This is a genomic window from Oceanobacillus sp. FSL W7-1281 (genome assembly GCF_037969835.1).
Lineage (GTDB): Bacteria > Bacillota > Bacilli > Bacillales > Amphibacillaceae > Oceanobacillus > Oceanobacillus oncorhynchi.
Genome location: NZ_CP150214.1, coordinates 4520115 through 4538975, shown reverse-complemented (window position 1 = coordinate 4538975; position 18861 = coordinate 4520115). Strand labels below are relative to the sequence as shown.

The 18861-nt window shown below is 41.9% G+C and carries 17 protein-coding genes; 12 read left to right on the top strand and 5 right to left on the bottom strand.

The features are described 5' to 3' along the window. Nucleotides 1-27: 27 nt before the first annotated feature. The 3 genes from panD to panB are packed head-to-tail and all read right to left on the bottom strand — an operon-like array spanning nucleotide 28 to nucleotide 2052. On the bottom strand, nucleotides 28-411 hold the full coding sequence (panD, locus tag MKX55_RS21915) for an aspartate 1-decarboxylase (RefSeq protein WP_193064459.1): 384 nt from the start codon (nucleotides 409-411) through the stop codon (nucleotides 28-30). Next, on the bottom strand, nucleotides 404-1264 hold the full coding sequence (gene panC / locus MKX55_RS21910) for a pantoate--beta-alanine ligase (RefSeq protein ID WP_339234965.1): 861 nt from the start codon (nucleotides 1262-1264) through the stop codon (nucleotides 404-406). The genes panD and panC overlap by 8 nt, the downstream gene beginning before the upstream one ends. After that, nucleotides 1261-2052: a 3-methyl-2-oxobutanoate hydroxymethyltransferase gene (gene panB, locus MKX55_RS21905; RefSeq protein ID WP_339238598.1), complete on the bottom strand. Its 792-nt coding sequence runs from the start codon at nucleotides 2050-2052 to the stop codon at nucleotides 1261-1263. The genes panC and panB overlap by 4 nt, the downstream gene beginning before the upstream one ends. A 125-nt stretch (nucleotides 2053-2177) precedes the next feature. Between panB and MKX55_RS21900 the strand changes: the two genes are divergently transcribed. The 4 genes from MKX55_RS21900 to MKX55_RS21885 all read left to right on the top strand — a co-directional run bounded on the left by MKX55_RS21900 (nucleotide 2178) and on the right by MKX55_RS21885 (nucleotide 6802). After that, complete coding sequence (locus MKX55_RS21900; protein WP_339234962.1) at nucleotides 2178-3038, top strand: oxidoreductase; 861 nt, start codon at nucleotides 2178-2180, stop codon at nucleotides 3036-3038. 157 nt (nucleotides 3039-3195) lie between these two features. Then, the gene (locus MKX55_RS21895; RefSeq protein ID WP_339234960.1) at nucleotides 3196-4779 is read left to right on the top strand and encodes a BCCT family transporter; all 1584 of its coding nucleotides are present in this window, start codon (nucleotides 3196-3198) and stop codon (nucleotides 4777-4779) included. Between the two features lie 132 nt (nucleotides 4780-4911). Next, nucleotides 4912-5853, top strand: a complete 942-nt coding sequence (locus MKX55_RS21890) for a nucleoside hydrolase (protein ID WP_339234958.1) — start codon at nucleotides 4912-4914, stop codon at nucleotides 5851-5853. Between the two features lies 1 nt (nucleotide 5854). Then, nucleotides 5855-6802: a nucleoside hydrolase gene (locus tag MKX55_RS21885; RefSeq protein ID WP_339234956.1), complete on the top strand. Its 948-nt coding sequence runs from the start codon at nucleotides 5855-5857 to the stop codon at nucleotides 6800-6802. 228 nt (nucleotides 6803-7030) lie between these two features. Here MKX55_RS21885 and MKX55_RS21880 read toward each other — a convergent pair whose 3' ends face one another. Continuing rightward, nucleotides 7031-7618, bottom strand: coding sequence for a LysE family transporter (locus tag MKX55_RS21880; protein WP_339234953.1), 588 nt, complete (start codon nucleotides 7616-7618; stop codon nucleotides 7031-7033). Between the two features lie 294 nt (nucleotides 7619-7912). Between MKX55_RS21880 and MKX55_RS21875 the strand changes: the two genes are divergently transcribed. Beyond that, complete coding sequence (locus tag MKX55_RS21875; RefSeq protein WP_193064465.1) at nucleotides 7913-9064, top strand: M20 family metallopeptidase; 1152 nt, start codon at nucleotides 7913-7915, stop codon at nucleotides 9062-9064. A gap of 105 nt (nucleotides 9065-9169) precedes the next feature. After that, nucleotides 9170-10609, top strand: a complete 1440-nt coding sequence (locus MKX55_RS21870) for a YfcC family protein (RefSeq protein WP_339234948.1) — start codon at nucleotides 9170-9172, stop codon at nucleotides 10607-10609. Between the two features lie 56 nt (nucleotides 10610-10665). On the opposite strand, the gene MKX55_RS21865 is transcribed toward MKX55_RS21870, so the two are convergent. Next, nucleotides 10666-11553 (bottom strand): fructose bisphosphate aldolase, encoded by an 888-nt coding sequence (locus tag MKX55_RS21865; RefSeq protein ID WP_339180800.1) that lies wholly within the window; start codon nucleotides 11551-11553, stop codon nucleotides 10666-10668. Between the two features lie 245 nt (nucleotides 11554-11798). Between MKX55_RS21865 and MKX55_RS21860 the strand changes: the two genes are divergently transcribed. The 6 genes from MKX55_RS21860 (at nucleotide 11799) to MKX55_RS21835 (ending at nucleotide 18823) form a co-directional block, all read left to right on the top strand. Beyond that, on the top strand, nucleotides 11799-12188 hold the full coding sequence (locus tag MKX55_RS21860) for an RDD family protein (RefSeq protein WP_339234946.1): 390 nt from the start codon (nucleotides 11799-11801) through the stop codon (nucleotides 12186-12188). 266 nt (nucleotides 12189-12454) lie between these two features. Beyond that, nucleotides 12455-13996 (top strand): cation acetate symporter, encoded by a 1542-nt coding sequence (locus MKX55_RS21855; protein WP_339180795.1) that lies wholly within the window; start codon nucleotides 12455-12457, stop codon nucleotides 13994-13996. Continuing rightward, entirely contained in the window at nucleotides 13993-15753 is a 1761-nt protein-coding gene (locus MKX55_RS21850; protein WP_339234943.1) for a LytS/YhcK type 5TM receptor domain-containing protein, read from the top strand. Before MKX55_RS21855 ends, MKX55_RS21850 begins: the two co-directional genes overlap by 4 nt. Beyond that, nucleotides 15750-16505: a LytTR family DNA-binding domain-containing protein gene (locus MKX55_RS21845; RefSeq protein ID WP_339234940.1), complete on the top strand. Its 756-nt coding sequence runs from the start codon at nucleotides 15750-15752 to the stop codon at nucleotides 16503-16505. The genes MKX55_RS21850 and MKX55_RS21845 overlap by 4 nt, the downstream gene beginning before the upstream one ends. A 429-nt stretch (nucleotides 16506-16934) precedes the next feature. Then, nucleotides 16935-17282, top strand: a complete 348-nt coding sequence (locus MKX55_RS21840) for a DUF485 domain-containing protein (protein WP_339180790.1) — start codon at nucleotides 16935-16937, stop codon at nucleotides 17280-17282. Continuing rightward, nucleotides 17279-18823, top strand: a complete 1545-nt coding sequence (locus tag MKX55_RS21835; protein ID WP_339234938.1) for a sodium/solute symporter — start codon at nucleotides 17279-17281, stop codon at nucleotides 18821-18823. Before MKX55_RS21840 ends, MKX55_RS21835 begins: the two co-directional genes overlap by 4 nt. Nucleotides 18824-18861 lie beyond the last annotated feature (38 nt).

Here is an 18861-nt window from a genome sequence, read left to right as displayed (position 1 = left end):
AGCACGTTTCTTTTGTTTCTTACTGGTCTATAAAACCAGCTGATTTTCCTTCTCTTCAATCAATTCTACGATTTCATTCTTCTCATTCATCACAGCCACTTTAGGTGTATGTGTTTTTACTTCATCCTGATCTAACTGCACATAAGAGATAATAATAATCACATCATCAATTTGTACGAGACGGGCTGCTGCACCGTTCAAGCAGATTTTTCCGCTTCCTCGTTCACCGGCAATGACATAGGTTTCCAAGCGCGCTCCATTGTTGTTATTGACAATAGCAACTTTTTCATTTGGCAGGATATCAACAGCATCTAAAATGTCAGCATCAATCGTGATGCTGCCGACATAATTTAAGTTGGCTTCGGTTACGCGTGCACGGTGAATCTTGCCATTCATCATTGTTCTAATCATGGTTGTCTCCTTTTAAAATAATATTATCAATCAATCTGGCTTTGGAAAATTTCACAGCCAGGGATATAAAAATCTGACCGGTGATTTGCGGCTGCTCCACTAACTCCGGGTAGCTGTAGACAGCAATATCCTCTACATTTCCAGAAGTGTTTTTGGTTAGGTACGCTTGGATGGTGTTAATCAAAACAGCGCTGTTTCTTTCGCCAGCATTATACATTTCCTTTGCTTTAATTAAGCTTTGGTATAAATGAACGGCCTCTTTCCGTTCCTGTTCGGTTAAATAGACATTGCGGGAGCTTTTGGCAAGGCCGTCTGCTTCCCGTATCGTATCAATACCGATAACTTCGATGGGGTGATTAAAGTCGGCAACCATTTTTTCAATAATCGCAAGCTGCTGGGCATCCTTCTTTCCGAAATAAGCGAAATCGGGACGAATGATATTGAACAGCTTATTGACAACAGTGACAACCCCGTCAAAATGTCCGGGTCGTTTCGCTCCTTCCAGCACCTCAGCCATGCGGTTCACCTTCAAGGAAATGGCTAACGGATTTGGATACATTTCCTCTACACTTGGGTAAAATACATAATCAACACCAAGCGGTTCTAGTTTTGCCTGATCACTGTCGATATCTCTGGGATAGGCATCAAAATCTTCATTCGGGCCAAATTGAAGCGGGTTTACAAATACACTGACGACGGTAATGTCATTATTTTCCAACGAAGTTTTCACCATTGTTAAATGACCATCATGTAAAGCGCCCATCGTAGGTACCAGACCAATTTGCTTTTGTTCTTTTTTTAAAGTTCGTATGATAGCGTTCATTTCTTGTATCGTTGTAATTCGTTGCGTCATGCGTCTACCTCATCCATAATTTGTTTCTTATACGTAAATTCAGGGGAAGGGAACAATCCTGCTTTTACTTCTTCGTGATAGGTGGTTAGTGCATCTACCCCTGTTGTAAAGTCTCCGTAGCGCTTCACAAACTTTGGTTTGCGGTCGACACCATAATTTAACACATCATGATAAACAAGGACCTGTCCATCTGTATCTGCACCGGCGCCAATGCCGATAACCGGAATGGATAACGTTTTTGTGATAGTCGCTGCCAGGTCACTTGGAATAGCTTCTAACACCAGCATCACGGCTCCGCTTTGTTCCATCAGCTTGGCGTCGCTAATAAGCTCCTCAGCTGCTTCTTTTGATGCTGCCTGAAGCTTATAGCCGGTGATACCGAAGCTCTGCGGCGTCAGTCCGAGATGAGCAACGACCGGGATGCCGCTTTGGGTGCATCTTTTGATTAAGGGAGCAGTATGAGCTCCTTCGATTTTCAATGCATTCGCATTTGTTTCTTGATATAATTCCACCGCATTTTCCATATCTGTTTTATCATCTATACCAACTGTTCCAAAGGGCATATCAACGACCATAAAGGTATCTCTTGCTCCTCTGCGTACGGCTTTTGCGTGGTGTTTCATATCCTGCATCGTCACCTGGACTGTGCTTTCATAGCCAAGGACGGTCATGCCGAGAGAGTCTCCGACAAGAATCGTCTCTATTCCAGCCTGCTCTGCCTGCTTTGCACTTGGGTAGTCGTACGCTGTAAGCATTGTCATTTTTTCTCCGTTACTTTTCATGTTCATGAAATCATGAAGGAATTTCACTTCTAAATCACCTACTATTTTTATTGTTCTTCTTATTATAAAATTATCTGTATAGATTCACAATGGCAAGTTATTAGCCTAAGGAAAAAAGGGGGAGATTAAAAATGGATACTTTTGGAGTTATCGGCCCAGGTGCAGTTGGTTCTGTTATCGGCGAATCATTACATAACAGCGGCTATCAGGTGACCTTTTTAGGCAGGGAAACGGGGGAAGTTTATATAAAAAGAGCGTCTGCATCGAAAACTGCCGTTTTTCCTGTCGAAGCTATTTCTGAAGCGGAAACAGTGTTTGACTATTTATTTATCACTGTGAAAGGAACACAGCTGGAGGGGGTTATGCCTTATTTAGATAAGCTGACGCATGAAAATACAGTCTGTATTCTTTGTCAAAATGGTAATGGACACTTAGATAAATTTCACATCCCCAATGCATACCAGGCGGTTGTCTATATTAGCGGACAGAAGAAAGAGCAGGTTGTTACGCATTTTCGTGACAGAATCTTAATTTTACCGGAGAATCCAGTGACGAAAAAATTAAAAGAAGGGATTGCCGCAAGTGACCTCGACATCCGATTAAGCCCGGATTATCGTTATGAGGTTTGGTATAAGCTCCTCGTGAATCTCGCAATCAACTCTGTTACTGCACTAAGCAGAAATACAGCGCTTATTTTAGAAGAAGAAAAAATACAGCACTTATGTAAACGATTAATTCAGGAAGGCATAGCTATTGCTGCGGCAGAGGGGATTCATTTTCAAGAGGGGATTACAGAGGAGATCATGCGCATCTATGCCGGATATCCGTCGTATATGGGGACAAGTATGTATTACGATATCCTGGCCGGAAAAACAATGGAGACAGCTTATATACAAGGGTATTTATATGAAAAAAGTCAAACGTACGACTTAGATACGCCCTGTTTAGATACGGTATACAGCTTGTTGCTGGCAAGTGAGATGAAGGGATAAAATGAATCAATTTATTTAACCAAAATATGGTAATGTGATTTTTTTATCATTCCTAGGTTTTGGAATTTTTCTTCTGTGGAATTACATAGACGTGAACGCAAACGCCATCTTAATAAATATATTTCTAATCAAAAAGTAACAGAGAGGAGAAATTAAAATGGACGTGCCGAAACGGCAGAAGAAAAAAAGCTTTGTTGAGAAGAAAATTGTTATCCCTTCTATCGTAATTATAGCGATTATCAGTGCTCTATTTGCAATGTACACGAGCGAGTCCATGGAATTATTGGATAATATTTTTAATACATTAGTGGATACCTTTAAGTGGGGGTATTTATGGTACGCCTTTCTCATCGTAATAGCTGCATTGTTTTTTTCATTTTCTAAGTATGGAAATGTAGTCTTAGGTGATCCAGCACAGAAACCGAGATACAACTTATTTGAATATGCATCTATTTTAGTTGCCATGGGTCTTGGGTCAACGGTTATGCGGACTGGTTTGACGCAATGGAGTGAGGTTGCGAATGATCCGCCGTTTGGTCTGGATGCGGGATCGATGGAAGCGATTCTGGCTGGGAATTCCTACAGTATGTTTTTATGGACCTTCCAGACCTTTGCAGTCTTTGTAATGGTAGCTCCGGCGATGGGATATCTTTTGTATGTCCGGAAGAAACCGAGAATGCGTATTTCAGAAGCATGCCGCGTTATATTCGGTGATAAATTTACAGACGGAATTGGCGGCATCGTCCTTGACGTCCTTTTCTTAGTCAGTATTTTAGCTGGAGCTGCAGTGACCTTAGGTCTTGGTACACCGATTGTTACGTATAACCTGGCAGAACTATTGAATATCGAAGTCACCTTTCCTTTTACTCTTATTGTTACATTGGTATGGGTCTTGGGCTTCTCCATCAGTGCTTATGCAGGAATTGATAAAGGAATCAAACGATTAAGCACATGGAATATGTATCTGGCAGGAGCTTTTGCTGTGCTGATTATTGTAATTGGTCCGGGAATCTTTATCATGAATTTCTTTTCAGATTCCTTGCGTTATTTAATCTCTAATTATATGAATTTTTCACTATATACGAATTCGCTGGATTTAGAAGGCGGGACACATATTGAGAGTCATACCGTTTTCTGGTTTGCTTATAATGCAACCTGGGCTATGCTTCACGGCGTATTTGCAGCGATTGTGTCGAAAGGCAGAACGATAAAAGAAATGATTTTAACATACCTGATGGCACCTATGCTGTTATCTTGGCTTGCGACAGGAGTTCTTGGCGGATTAAGTGTTCACAGACAAGTGACAGATATCTTGCCAGTGCTGGATATTGTGCAGAATCAAGGAATTGAAGCATCGATTCCGGCTGTCTTGAATTCGCTGCCGATTTCAGCGATTGTTCTGATTCTTTTTACGGTTATCGCGACGATATTCCTGATTACTACATTAGATTCAACAACCTATACCGTAGCAACCTATATGTCTAATCAGGATATGTCAAAATCTACACCGTATAAATCACTACGAATTTTAGTGGCAGTACTGATTACGGTTCTTGCTTTGACGCTGATGAGTGTAGGCGGCTTATCTCCGCTGGAAGTGCTTTCGGGACTGATGGGGATACCGATTATTATTATTCAGATTCTGACCGTCTTTGCAGCAAAGAAAATGATGGACGAGGACCGCGCCTGGGTGAAAAATGTCCGGAAAGCAAGGTATTCTACCACCCCACAAAAGGATTAACCAGCAAGGAGAAAATGTACGAAACGGCTCTTCAAAAAAATATAATCTTTTGTTGAGTCATGGTATGCTAGGTGGTAAAGAGCATGGGTACGTTGGTTGCTCTTGAAACTTTAGTCGAAGAGGAGTTTATCTATGCAAAAGAAAGTTTATTTGAATCATGACGGCGGAGTAGATGATTTAATTTCCTTGTTTCTATTATTACAGATGGAAGATGTGGAGCTGGCTGGCGTCGGCGTTATTCCGGCTGACTGCTATTTAGAGCCTGCTGTATATGCGAGCCGTAAAATTATTGACCGTTTTGGAAAAGGACAGGATGTAGAAGTGGCTGCATCCACTTCCCGCGGCAAAAATGACTTTCCAAAAGACTGGCGTATGCATGCATTCTTTGTAGATGCCCTGCCACTATTAAATGAGTCTGGAAAGATAGAAGCAAAGCTTGTAGAAGAAGCGGCACACGAGCATTTGGTGAATGTGCTTCGTAAGAGTGATGAAAAAGTAACGCTTGTGTTTGTCGGCCCATTGACCGATTTAGCAAGAGCTTTAGAAATCGCCCCAGATATCGAAGAGAAAATTGAGAAGCTTGTCTGGATGGGCGGAACATTCTTAGAAAATGGGAATGTGGAAGAACCGGAGCATGATGGAACTGCTGAATGGAATGCTTTCTGGGATCCGGAGGCTGTGAAAAAGGTGTGGGACAGCTCGATAGAGATTGACTTAATTGCTTTGGAAAGCACGAATATGGTTCCGCTGACGCCAGAAGTCAGAGATAAATGGGCTGCTGAACGCCGGGATATCGGAATTGATTTCCTTGGACAGTGCTATGCCATGGTACCGCCGCTCGTGCATTTTCAAACGAATTCAACATACTTCCTGTGGGATGTTTTGACGACCGCAACGATTGGAAAACCGGATCTGGTGAAGAAAAAAGAAGTGAAGAGTATTGTTCACCCGGATGGGGCCAGTCAGGGAAAAACAGAAATCTCAGAAGCTGGACGCCCTGTTCAGTTTGTTTATGAAGTGGATAGGGATGCGTTCTTTGATTATATTACAGCATTAGCAAGGCAGGAGAAATAAGATGAGAAAAATCATTATTGATACCGATACAGCCGGGGATGACACGATTGCCCTGTTGACCGCAATGCATCATTTTAAAGTGGAGGGTGTAACGATAACCGGCGGAAATGTGGAGTTTAATCAAGAGGTGGAGAATGCGCTCTATACGATTCAGGTTGCTAACCCGGAAGAAAAGGTCCCTGTCTATAAAGGTCTGGAACGGCCGCTGCTTACAACAGGACAGGAGAAGCACCGGACAGTAGAAGACGTTCATGGTGATGATGGTATGGGCGGCGCGCACTTTCCAAAGGCAGCACAGCGTCCGGAGGAAGGACATGCTGTTGATTTTATCATTGAGAAAGTAAAAGAATATCCGGGAGAAGTGAGTTTATTAGCGATTGCGCCGCTAACGAATATTGCGATGGCCATCAAGAAGGACCTTTCGATTGTCAAGGATATTCCGCATATTTATATCATGGGCGGTACGAATAATACGCTAGGGAATATCACGCCGGCAGCGGAGTATAATTTCTATGTGGATCCGGAAGCGGCAAGGCTTGTCCTGCATTCCGGCATTCCGATTACAATGGTTGGCTGGGATATGTGTATCGATTATTCCATCATGGATGACGATGACCACGCGGAAATTGCCGGTCTGGAAACAGCTGGTTCCCAATTTTTTATAGATATTAATCAAGTGGTGATGCAGTTTAATAAATCTGTACACCGGCTGAATGGCACAACACATCCGGATACATTGTTAGTAGCGATTGCGGCAGACGAGCGTATTATGACGGAAGCGCATGATTATTATGTAGATGTCGAAACAAAGGGTGAGCTTACCAGAGGTTACAGTCTGGTGGATATCAATAACCGTCTGGAGAAAGCGCCCAATGTCCGTGTTTGTGAAGCAGTGGATCGTGAACAATTTAAGAAGAATTTGTTAAATGTTTTAGGGACGATTAAGTAAATAAGTCATGAAAAAGCCACGTCTTTCAGGAGAGAGACGTGGCTTTTTCATTACAGTAAAAATGATGTAAAAGGGCGGTTAATTAAAAAATAAAAAATAGATGAGTACTCCCAGTGAGAAGCCCAAAATAAGCCGGATAGCTCTTTTCATAATCATTCTCCTCGCTCTGATGTATGTTCTTACTATCATTGTACTAAAGAGAGAAGATGATGCAAGGCTGGTAATGGTTTACCCCATCAAAATAGCAAAAGCGCTATATACAAGCAATAAGCCCATAACCATATTAAAGACCTTCTGATAGCGGTCTAAGAAATTGTGAAGAACAGAACCAAACAGGCTCCAGGTAATCGAGCTGCAAATACCGACAATTCCTAAGAAAAGACAGAATAGGATATAGCTGAAATATGATTGGTAATAGGGCAGTAGAAATGTAGACACAACGGCAATGCCATAGAGAATCGCTTTGGGATTTATAAATTGCATCAGTGTACCAATGATAAACAGGTTTTTCTCTGCTTTGGCTGAAGATTCCTGCTTGCTTCCGGAACTGGTAAATGTTTTATAAGCTAAATAGAGCATGTAGATAACACCTGCAAATTTTAACGGTGTTTCAATAACAGGCAGGACTTCAATAAGTGCCCGATTGAAAAAGCTGCAAAGTAAAGCGATAAGAAAGAAGCCTGCTCCTACCCCTATACAAAAGGATATGGTATTTCTAAATCCGTAGCGGTTTGCGAAAGAGATGGCCATAAAATTATTTGGACCAGGGGTAAAGCTGCTGACAAAAACAAATGTAAGAAAAGGTAAAACGGGCATAGACAGAAACTCCTTTGTAAATGATTCAGAATAAAACTTATTATACATAATTAAAATCAAAAGATACAGGTTTTCTTTGCATATTTTGGCAAGGATCGTCTATGGGATGTTTCTTGAATAAACATAATCAGAGCACGGCTTCTCTTTAAAAATAATAAAAAATAAACAGCCTATTTCTCTGTTTTTCGACTATTCCTTTTTGAACTATGTTATAATGCATAACAACGCATATTTTTGCATGAAAATACATTTGTGATATAATGTTTTTTTCAGTATGAGGAGGTTTATCAGCAAATGTCATTAGAGAAAAACTATGAAGCTATCCAAGAAGAGCTGATTCAAATCAGCAATCAATTATATGAGAATCCAGAGCTGGGAGATCAAGAATTTGAATCAATGAAGTTACTGGTTAATTATTTAAAGTCTTATGATTTTGAAGTAGAGACAGGCATTGTTGACCGACCGACTGCTTTTCGCGCGGAGTATACAAGCAGTAAGCCGGGGCCGACCGTTGCTTACTTGGCAGAGTATGATGCGTTGCCTGGCATCGGACATGGCTGCGGGCATAATTTAATTGCTGCGTTTGCTGTTGGAGCTGGTGTCATACTACGTCAGCATATCGAAGAAATTGGCGGGAAGGTTGTTGTCTTAGGTACACCGGCAGAGGAAACAAGCGGTGCAAAAGTGCCGATGAGCGAGCAGGGGACGTTTGATGATATTGATGTTGCGATGATGGTGCATGGCGCCGATGTATCTTCTGAAAGCGGTCCGATGCTGGCTATGGACGCCCTTCAATTTGATTTCACAGGAAAAGCAGCTCATGCAGCAGCATCCCCGGAGCAGGGAATCAATGCTCTTGATGCTGTGATTCAATTATTTAATGGGATAAACGCACTTCGTGAGCATGTGCCGGATGATGTGCGAATCCATGGCATTATCACGAAAGGCGGAGAAGCAGCAGGAATTGTACCTGCAGAGGCTACAGCGCAATTTTATATCCGTGCCAATGAGCGGAAGCTGGTGGATGAGCTTGGAGAGAAGGTAAGAAATATTGCGGAAGGAGCTTGCTTGATGACAGGCGCTTCGGTAGAGATTTCCAACTATGAGCTAAGCTACGATAATATGATTACAAACCAAGCGCTGTCAGACACATTTACGAAGCATATGAAGTCGTATAGTGTGAATCCAGTGTATCCGGCTGTTCCGGCAACAGGGTCAGCAGATATGGGAAATGTCAGTCAGGTTGTTCCATCCATTCATCCATTTGCCGGTTTAAATGAGCCGGGACTTGTTTTCCATACGAAGGAATTTGCAGAAAAAACAATCACGCCAGACGGGGAAGCAGCGATTCATGATGCAGTCCTGGCTTTGGCACATACAGGCTACGATATTATAGTTAACAAAGATTTACTACATGCGATTAAACAAGAATTTGAAAATCGATAAGTATAGAATGGAATAATATTTCATTGTAACAGGTAGTTTATTTCTTTAACAAAGTAGTAAACTGCCTGTTTTCTATTTAGCAACTAAGAAAAAGGAGCGCTTGTCATGAGTGAAAATGTAAATACGACAGAAGGAAACGCGCAGAAGCAGAAGAAAAAATGGGAATTTCCGCATGTTTTTGCTCTCATGTTTGGGCTGATTATTATTACAGCAGTAATGACATACTTTATTCCGGCTGGAGAGTACGAACGGGAAACAACTGTCGTCAATGGGACCGAAAGAACGGTTGTTATTAATGACACATATCATGAAGCAGAAGGGAGTCCGACTGGATTCTTTGAAGTCTTCCAAACGGTACATAAAGGAATGACGCAAAGCGCAGATATTATTTTCTTTATTTTTATTGTGGGCGGTGCTTTTGGTATTTTAAATGCAACGAAAGCAATCGAAACAGGGCTTGCCAATTTATCAATGAAGATGGCGGATAAAGAAATATATCTGATTCCTGTTATCATGACGCTATTTGCTTTAGGCGGCGGGACGTTTGGGATGTCAGAGGAGACGATTCCATTTATTATGATCCTGGTGCCGTTAGCAATGAAATTAGGCTTTGATTCTTTAACCGGAGCGGCTATGGTTATTATCGGCTCTGGCGCAGGTTTTACAGCATCCTTTATGAACCCATTTACGGTTGGGGTAGCACAAGGGATTGCCGAGCTGCCGACATTCTCTGGAATGGGGATCCGTTTTGTCATGTGGATTATCTTTGTTACATTTAGTATAGCTTTTGTTATGATTTATGCGAAAAAGGTAAAGAAAAATCCAGAGAAAAGCTTAATGTACAAGATTGATAAACAAAGAAATTTGGATGTTTCTTTAGATGGGCAATATACTAAACTGACTGGCAGACAAGCTGTCATTATTGGATTATTAGTAGCGACGATTATTATTTTGGCTATTGGAGTAATTTATTTTGACTGGTTTATTCTGGAGATCGCTTCTCTGTTCTTAATTATGGGAGTGATTGCCGGTTTTGTCGGCAAGCTGCGTGTGAATCAAATTGCCGAATCCTTTATCAGCGGCTGTAAAGAGCTGATTGTCGGAGCATTAGTTGTCGGCTTTGCTTACGGGATTCTAGTTGTTTTAGAGGAAAGTAATACGATTGATACGATTCTATTTGCAGCATCTAATCTGGTAAGCCAGCTTCCTACTGCTTTTTCTGCGATAGGGATGTACGTATTCCAGAGTCTTCTAAACTTCTTAGTACCTTCTGGAAGTGGACAGGCTGCTTTAACCATGCCAATTATGACACCATTATCTGATCTTACCGGGGTAAGCAGACAGACTGCGGTAATGGCTTTCCAATTGGGAGATGGGATATCCAATTCGATTACGCCAACATCGGGAGTATTGATGGCTTCCTTGGCGATTGCTAAAATTCCATGGACCACTTGGTTCCGCTGGATTATTCCGTGGATTCTCCTGTCTTACCTTGTCGGTGGGATTATTCTTACAATCGTGCATATGTTTATTTGGACCATTTAATAAAAAAGGTTATGAGCAGAAGCATAGAATGTCTGCTCATAACCTTTTGTGATTTCTTAAGAAATAGAAGCCTCATAGATAGAATCAACCGCTTTTTTCAGAGCTGCATCAAATTCTTCCTGTGATTGATTAGCGTTTAGATCCTGACTTAAAGCTCTGGAGAAGCTGGCAATAAGCCCTTTATTGTCTTTTAGCTTCGCATTTGCATCATCTGTAGAGTAACCGCCAGATAAGGCAACGACCCGGACAACATTCGGGTGATCAATTAATTCTCTATATAAATTATTCTGTGTTGGAATGGATAACTTCAGCATAACCAATTGATCTGAATCAAGCTGATTTAAATGCTCTAAAATCTCTGCTTTCAAAATTTCTTCACTGTCTTCTTTAGAAGGACTATGAATGTCTACTTCCGGTTCAATAATCGGTACCAGTCCGGCAGCAATAATTTGTTTTCCAATTTCAAATTGCTGGTCGACCACTTTTTTAATACCTTCCCGGTTATCCTCTTTAATCACAGAGCGCATTTTTGTACCAAAAATATGACGATCGTTGGCCCGCTCTAATGTTTCTTGTAAATTATCGATTGGCTTCATCAGCTGAACGCCGTCTGCTTCGTCTGCAAGTCCTTTGTCGACTTTTAAGAATGGGACAATCCCTTTTTCCTCAGCGAGATAATCGCCGGTGTACTTTCCTTCGATTTTACGATCCATCGTTTGTTCAAAAAGAATCGCACCAATAATTTGATCGGCATTAAAAGAAGGTGATGTAATAATTCTTGTCCGCATTTCATGGACTAAGTCAAACATTTCACCCTCGCCTTGATAAGCATTTTCCGGGATTCCATAGGCAGCCAAAGCCTTTGGTGTACTTCCTCCACTTTGATCCAGTGCTGCTATAAATCCTTTGTCATTTTTCATTCTTTCTAATTGATTTTGCTGCATCACTTTCACTCCTTTTTTAGTTGAGCCAATAATCGGCTATTAAAAAATAGTCTGAAGTAACTCTCAACTTCTATTGTAGCACTAATTAATGATAGATTATAGTATTTTGCGTGAAGAGAAAGGCGTAAGAAGAGAGCTTTACGCTATCAAAAATAACATATGTTTTTTCTTGGAGGCCAGCAATGGAGTTAAAAATAGACACCTTCCAAGTCATTTAATAGGATAAAAAGAAAAGAGGTGGTAAGATGCAGGCTATCACGAAAAAAAGGTTAAAAGCTTATCTGATTGATTTAACCGTATCCACAGCAGTTACTTTGGCAACAGAGAGTCTATTAAAAAAGAAAATCAAGAGCCCGGTATTCTTTAATTTAGTCAACCCGACGCTGATTATGTGGTCATTGGAATACGCACAGTTAAAATGCGGCGGGCAGACGCTGGGCCACAGGACAGCCGGGGTAAAGCTGGAGCGTATAGACGGCGGGGATTTAACTGGAAGTCAGATTATCAAACGGATGGCGTATCGTGATACGGTGGGCACATTCGGATATTGGAAGAATCGTGAACAATTTGAAGGAAAGGATGGCAGTCAATTTCCTTATGACCATTCGGCTGGAGTCAAGATGAAGGAAGTATAATTATTTGGTCCGAGTAACAAAAAAATATAGAGTGAAAGCCCGATAATAAAGCTTGAAATAAGCGGATATTATTGGGTTTTTATTTGAAAAAATACACGTTATCAGCCGATAAGCATATCTTTACTTCTCTTCTCGCATAATATACAATTTATAGTAAATAAAAAGATGAAATTTAAACAATTTTTACATATTTTGAATCGTTACCAATCAGGTTAGCAATAGAGTCATTCTGTGAAATAGCTACCTTGAAAACGGAAGGTGAATCTATGAACATTACCTATCTGCTCTTCTTTCTCTGCATTGTTATTTGCACCCTGATTATTACCTATTGGGCGGCAAGGCAAAGCAAGACGACCAATCAGTTCTATATCGCTGCCGGCAGTTTAACAGGGACGCAAAACGGGATGGCGATTGCAGGAGATTATATCAGTGCTGCTTCCTTTTTGGGCATTGTCGGAACCATAGCAATTAATGGCTTTGATGGCTTTTTGTATGCGATTGGTTTTTTAGTTTCCTATTTAATTGTTTTATTTTTTATTGCGGAGCCGGTACATCGTTTGGGGAAGTATTCATTAGGTGATGTTATTTGCGCACGTTTTCCAAGCTATAAAATGCGGGGGATTATGGCTGTTGGAGCTTTAATTATTTCCATCTTTTATATGATTCCGCAATTAGTGGCTGCCGGGCTGTTAATTCGATTATTGTTAGATATTAATTATTCTGCTTCTGTTCTGATCATCGGAATATTAATGACGATTTATGTTGTTTTCGGTGGAATGTTCGCTACGTCCTGGGTACAAATTGTTAAAACGGTGTTGCTTTTGTCCGGTACATTTTTGTTGGCGCTGATTGTATTTTCGCGGTTTAACTGGAGTATCCCCAACCTTTTAGAGCAGGTTACACTTGGATCGCCCTTAGGAGATCAATTTTCATTACCGGGGCATTTATTTAACAATCCGTTGGAAACGCTTTCTCTTCATCTCGCATTAATCTTAGGTACTGCCGGGCTTCCGCATATTTTAATCCGCTTATTTACTGTCAGAAATACCGTAGAAGTGCGGAAATCTCTTTTGACGGCAAGCTGGATTATTGGTGCATTTTATTTAATTGCACTCATTTTGGGTCTTGGGGCTGTTGCTTTGGTTGGGTTTGAAGAATTAGTGCTGCTGGATCCATATGGGAATTTAGCTGCGCCATTATTAGCGGAGAGCTTAGGCGGAGATTTTTTAATGGCATTTATCGCAGCCATTGCGTTTACTACAATTGTTGCTGTGGTAGCTGGTTTGGTTATCTCTGCGACGACCGCGTTCTCTCATGATATTTATTTCCATATCTTAAAAAGAGGAAACACTTCGGAAAAGAAACGTCTCCGTGCTGCGCGCTGGACGGCATTTTTTATCGGTCTGCTGTCTACCCTCCTTGCACTTGGATTGCGGAATATGAATGTAACGTTTTTGGTTTCGTTAACATTTATCGTGGCAGCTTCCAGCAATCTGCCCGTCCTTTTATTCACGATTTACTGGCGGCGCTTCAATCAAACAGGAGCAATCTCGGGGATGCTCTCAGGGCTGACTGTGTCTCTGATACTCTTATTCTTAGGTCCGCATGTGATGAATCCGGATGGCGGATGGATAGCTGCTGAGGCTGTTGTCCCTCTTTATAATCCAGGGATTATTGCGATTCCTGCCGGATTTTTAGGGGCGTATTTGGGAGCTGTTTTATCACGGAATAAGGAAAATACCGTTCCATTTGCATCCTTCTACCTGCAGGCCCAAACCGGGATAGAAGGAAGGAGAAATCGTTCATGATGGATTTGACAATGGTTTTATTCGAACGTTTAGGTCTATTGTTGGTCATTGCCTTTGTTCTTACACGCATTCCGGGCTTCCGGTCGCTGCTTTACCGCGAATTCAGTTTTAAAATGGCAGGAATTCATGCATGTGTGTTTGGCCTGTTTGGAATTGCCGGAACATTAACAGGTGTCGTTATCGGCAGTGACTTTACGGTAACGCATGCTTTTGTCTGGGAAGTGGAAGCAGACCAGATGGTGGTAAGCTCCAGCTTAGTTGCCATTGTCATGGCGGGGCTGCTGGGGGGCCCGGCAGTTGGTCTGGGAGCAGGGATCATTGCCGGTACACATTTGTTTTTCCTGGGCGGGATTGGTGTTATGGCTAATAGTCTTGTAAATCCGCTGACTGGTCTGCTTGCTGGTTTTACCGCACGGTTTTTCTCGCAGGAGCGTGTTATATCGCCGATAAAAGCATTATTTATCGGAATATTTCCTCCTATTTTATTGATGCATTTATTGCTTATCTTTGATTCGCAGGATCGAACCATGGTAGAGCTGATCAACACGATTGGTTTACCGGTGGTTTTGTCCAACAGTATTGCCATTGCAATCTTTACTGCGATGATTGCAATTGTCCTCAGAGAGCAGGAAAATGAAGCAGCCTTTGCAACGAGGCAGGCATTAACGATTGCGGAGGAGGCGTTGCCTTTTTTAAAAGAAGAATCCTTTCAGAAGAAGGCAGAAGGGATTGCTGATTTGTTTTATGCGCGTTTGAAATTAGCTGCTGTTACAGTAACAAATGATAAGGAAGTAATGGCGCATAAAGGGCGCGGAGGCGATCATCATCAAATTGGAAATCCGTTAATCACTCAAATTTCACATCAAGCCTTAGAATCCAAAGATATATTAGTCGCTTATTCCCAAGCAGAAATTCAATGTACGCATAAAAAATGTGCATTAGAGGCTGTGATTATTATTCCAATCTGGGAAGCGCAGCAAACGATTGGGCTGATTAAATTATATTTTCGCAAACCCCAGCATATCCGCCCGGTCGAGCTGATGCTGGCAGAGGGTCTCGGTCAATTAATCGCTAACCAATTAAAAACGATTAAAGCAGAACGGCTTGAACTGCATACGCGTGATGCAGAGCTAAGCAATCTGCAAGCACAAATCAATCCGCATTTTCTTTTTAACACCCTGCATATGATAGCTGCCTTATTTCGCAAGGACCCTGAAAAAGCACGGCATATTACAGTGCAATTAGCGCACTTTATGCGATTTAACTTAAAGCTTGTATCAACACAGCTTGTCCCATTGGAAAAGGAAACAGAGCATGTAAAAGCGTATATCGAGATTATCCAGACCCGATTTAAAGGGAGGATGCAAATCCATTTTATACAGCCGGAGGAAATGTCACATCTGCTGATTCCTCCGTCATCAATTCAGCCGCTTGTTGAAAATAGTGTCAGACACGGATTAGAACATGTTTCTGAGGGAGGAAGAGTGGATGTGAAGATGGAGCAGGTCGGAGAGCAGGTAAAAATAAGTGTCCGGGATAATGGCCAAGGGTTTCCAGATTCGATTTTACTGCAGGCAGGAGAGAAAGTGCTGACAGGGAAGCCGGATGGCGGGACAGGTCTATATAATGTGAATCAGCGTTTAATCAATCTGCTCGGGGAAGAATCGAGGCTGCATGTGCGGAATTTATCTGAGGGCGGGAGTGAGGTCCATTTTACCCTTCCAGCTGTGAACACTAGAAAGGAAGATGATTTATGATGAAAATTCATACGATGATTGCAGAAGATGAGCAATTGGCACGGGAAGAATTGATTTATTTATTGGAAAAGGAAAAAGACGTGAAGCTTCTGCCGAGTGCCGAGACAGGAAAACAGCTGGTTGAATTGTATAAAGAGTATGAACCGGATGTTATTTTTCTGGATGTGCATATGCCGGGAATGCGCGGTGTAGCTGCAGCCAAGAAAATAATGGAGCTTGCCTACATCAGAGCGCCGTTATTTATTTTTACGACGGCATACGAGGATTATGCTGTGGAAGCATTTGAAATAGAGGCAGTAGATTATATGCTGAAGCCATATGATACAGAAAGATTTCAAAAGGCGATGAACCGCCTCCGCAAACGCATGCAGCATTTGAAAAGCAAAGAGGAGGGACCGTCCAACCAAGGGATGACTTCCTCAGCAAAGCTTTTGATCGACAATGATGACCGGACGATTGTTCTGTCTCCGGATGCGATTTATTATGCTATGCCGCATAATCGGGTGTTGGAAATTCATACAGAGGACAAGGTAATTTACAGCAGAATGTCATTGCAGGAGCTGGAAAAGAAACTGCAAGGTCATGCTTTTTTTAGAACGCACCGCAGTTATCTGGTTAATTTAAATCATATTCAGGAAATTACACCATGGTTTAATGGCGCGAGCAATATCACATTACGTGATAAAAAGCAGACAACGATTCCCGTCAGCCGGGCTGCAAGAAAGCATCTGTTTGAGTTATTTGGCAGCTAGGAAAGGAAAGACTTTCCTGGCTGTATAAAATAACCATTCATTACAAAATTCCAACCATTCAATCATTTATTTAAACCGTTGAAGCAAATATACATACGCACATAGGAATATTCCTTTATAATTTAGAAAGCGTTTACAAAAAAGGGATTAAAAAGGGCTGAAGGAGGAATGCCTGTCCAGGGAGACAATTGCAGCCGCTGAAGGAATACGAAGAAAAAGGCAGAGAAGCGGTAATTGATTCAGACAGAAAGAAGCTGGTTAACGACGACTTAAAGGAGATAAAAGGTTGGCAGTTAAGAAAGTTTATACTTCCTTCCTGCATAAGTGCAACTAAGGTTGTCACCTAATGGCTTGGTGACAACCAAGTTTTCTTTAGCAGAGAGACAGCGGTCAGAAGGCCTTTTGTTCCGATTTTTGAGGAGGATGCAGATGGGTGCAGAAAAAGAATATAAGCAGAACCCTGCAAAAGAGATTGACTATGTGCAAGTAACAGAAAGCAAGTCTTTTAAAAAGCTGATGCACGATCGAAAAAAATTTATTGTGCCACTAACAATCTTTTTCCTGGTATTTTATTTCCTACTTCCAGTTTTGACTTCGTATACAACATTTTTAAATACGCCGGCGATTGGCGATATTTCTTGGGTGTGGCTGTTTGCATTAGCCCAATTTATCATGACATGGGTATTATGTACGGTTTACGTCAAAAAAGCAGCTGCTTTTGATAAACAGGCAGATGAAATTATAAAAGAAATGGAAGAAGGAGGGGAAGAACGATGAGTGCAACGGTTGTTATCCTCTTCTTGGCGATTGTTATATTAACACTTGTTATTACGTTCTTTGCTGCCAGAAAGACGCAGACAGCAGGTGATTTTTATACTGCCGGCGGAGGACTTACAGGAATGCAGAACGGGCTGGCGATTGCCGGTGATTATTTATCAGCAGCCTCTTTTTTAGGGATTGCAGGTGCTATTGCTTTATATGGATTTGATGGATTTTTCTACAGCATCGGGTTTTTGATTGCATATTTAGTGGTTCTCTTTCTTGTAGCCGAACCGCTGCGTAATCTCGGTAAGTTTACACTGGCTGATATGATTAATTCGCGTTTTGACGCCAGTAAGGTTCGGGGAGCAGCGGCGCTGAATACGATAACAATCAGCACCTTTTATATGATAGCCCAGCTTGTAGGAGCCGGCGCTTTGATTCAGCTATTATTTGGTATTCCATATTGGGCAGCAGTTCTGATTGTTGGTGTGATGATGACAATTTACGTTTTATTCGGCGGGATGATTGCAACAAGCTGGGTACAAATTGTCAAAGCAGTTCTGCTGATGGCCGGGATGGTCGTTATGGCTTTTCTTGTCCTGTTAAAGTTTAATTTTAATATTGGCCAAATGTTTACGGATGTGAAGTCGGTGACGGCACATGGAGAAGCATATTTAATGCCGGGATTGCAATATACCGAACCGCTCAGTACGATATCGCTTATGCTGGCGTTAGTGCTTGGAACTGCGGGGCTGCCTCATATTTTAATGCGGTTCTTTACGGTCCGGGATGCACCGACGGCTAGAAGCTCTGTTGTTATCGCAACATGGGTTATCGGCATCTTCTATGTGTTGACATTATTCTTAGGCTTCGGAGCAGCAGCATTCGTTGGATATGAAAACATATTAGCTGCAAATCCGGGAGGAAATATGGCTGCCCCATTGCTTGCTCAAGTGATTGGAGGGGACATCCTGTTTGCCTTTATCTCAGCAGTTGCATTCGCAACGATTTTAGCGGTAGTAGCTGGACTTGTTCTTTCAGGAGCTTCCGCATTTGCACATGATTTATACGGACAGATTATTAAAAAGGGAAAGGCAACAGAAAGAGAGCAGGTGAGAGCCGCCCGTTACGCATCCTTGGCTGTATCTGTTCTGTCCATTGTTTTAGCTCTATTTGCTCAATATTTAAATGTGGCTTTTCTTGTCTCGCTTGCCTTTTGTATTGCGGCCAGTGCCAATCTACCGGTTATTTTGTACACCATCTATTGGAAACGATTCAATACGGCAGGAGCAGTGACGGCCATGCTGACGGGGTTATTCTCTGCATTAATCCTTGTGTCCATCAGCCCCAGCGTATTTTCACCGGTAGAAGGTGCAGCCTTATTTGTAGGAGAGCCTATCTTCCCGCTGACGAATCCGGCACTTGTTTCGGTTCCGCTCGGCTTCCTGGGTGGTTATCTAGGTACGATTCTATCGAAGGAGACGGATATGAAGCGTTATGCAGAAGTGAAAGTGAAAGCAAATACGGGATATAAGCGCAGCGGTGTAAGCCACTAAAGAGTGTAATAAAAATGCCTGCAGAAATTTTTCTGCAG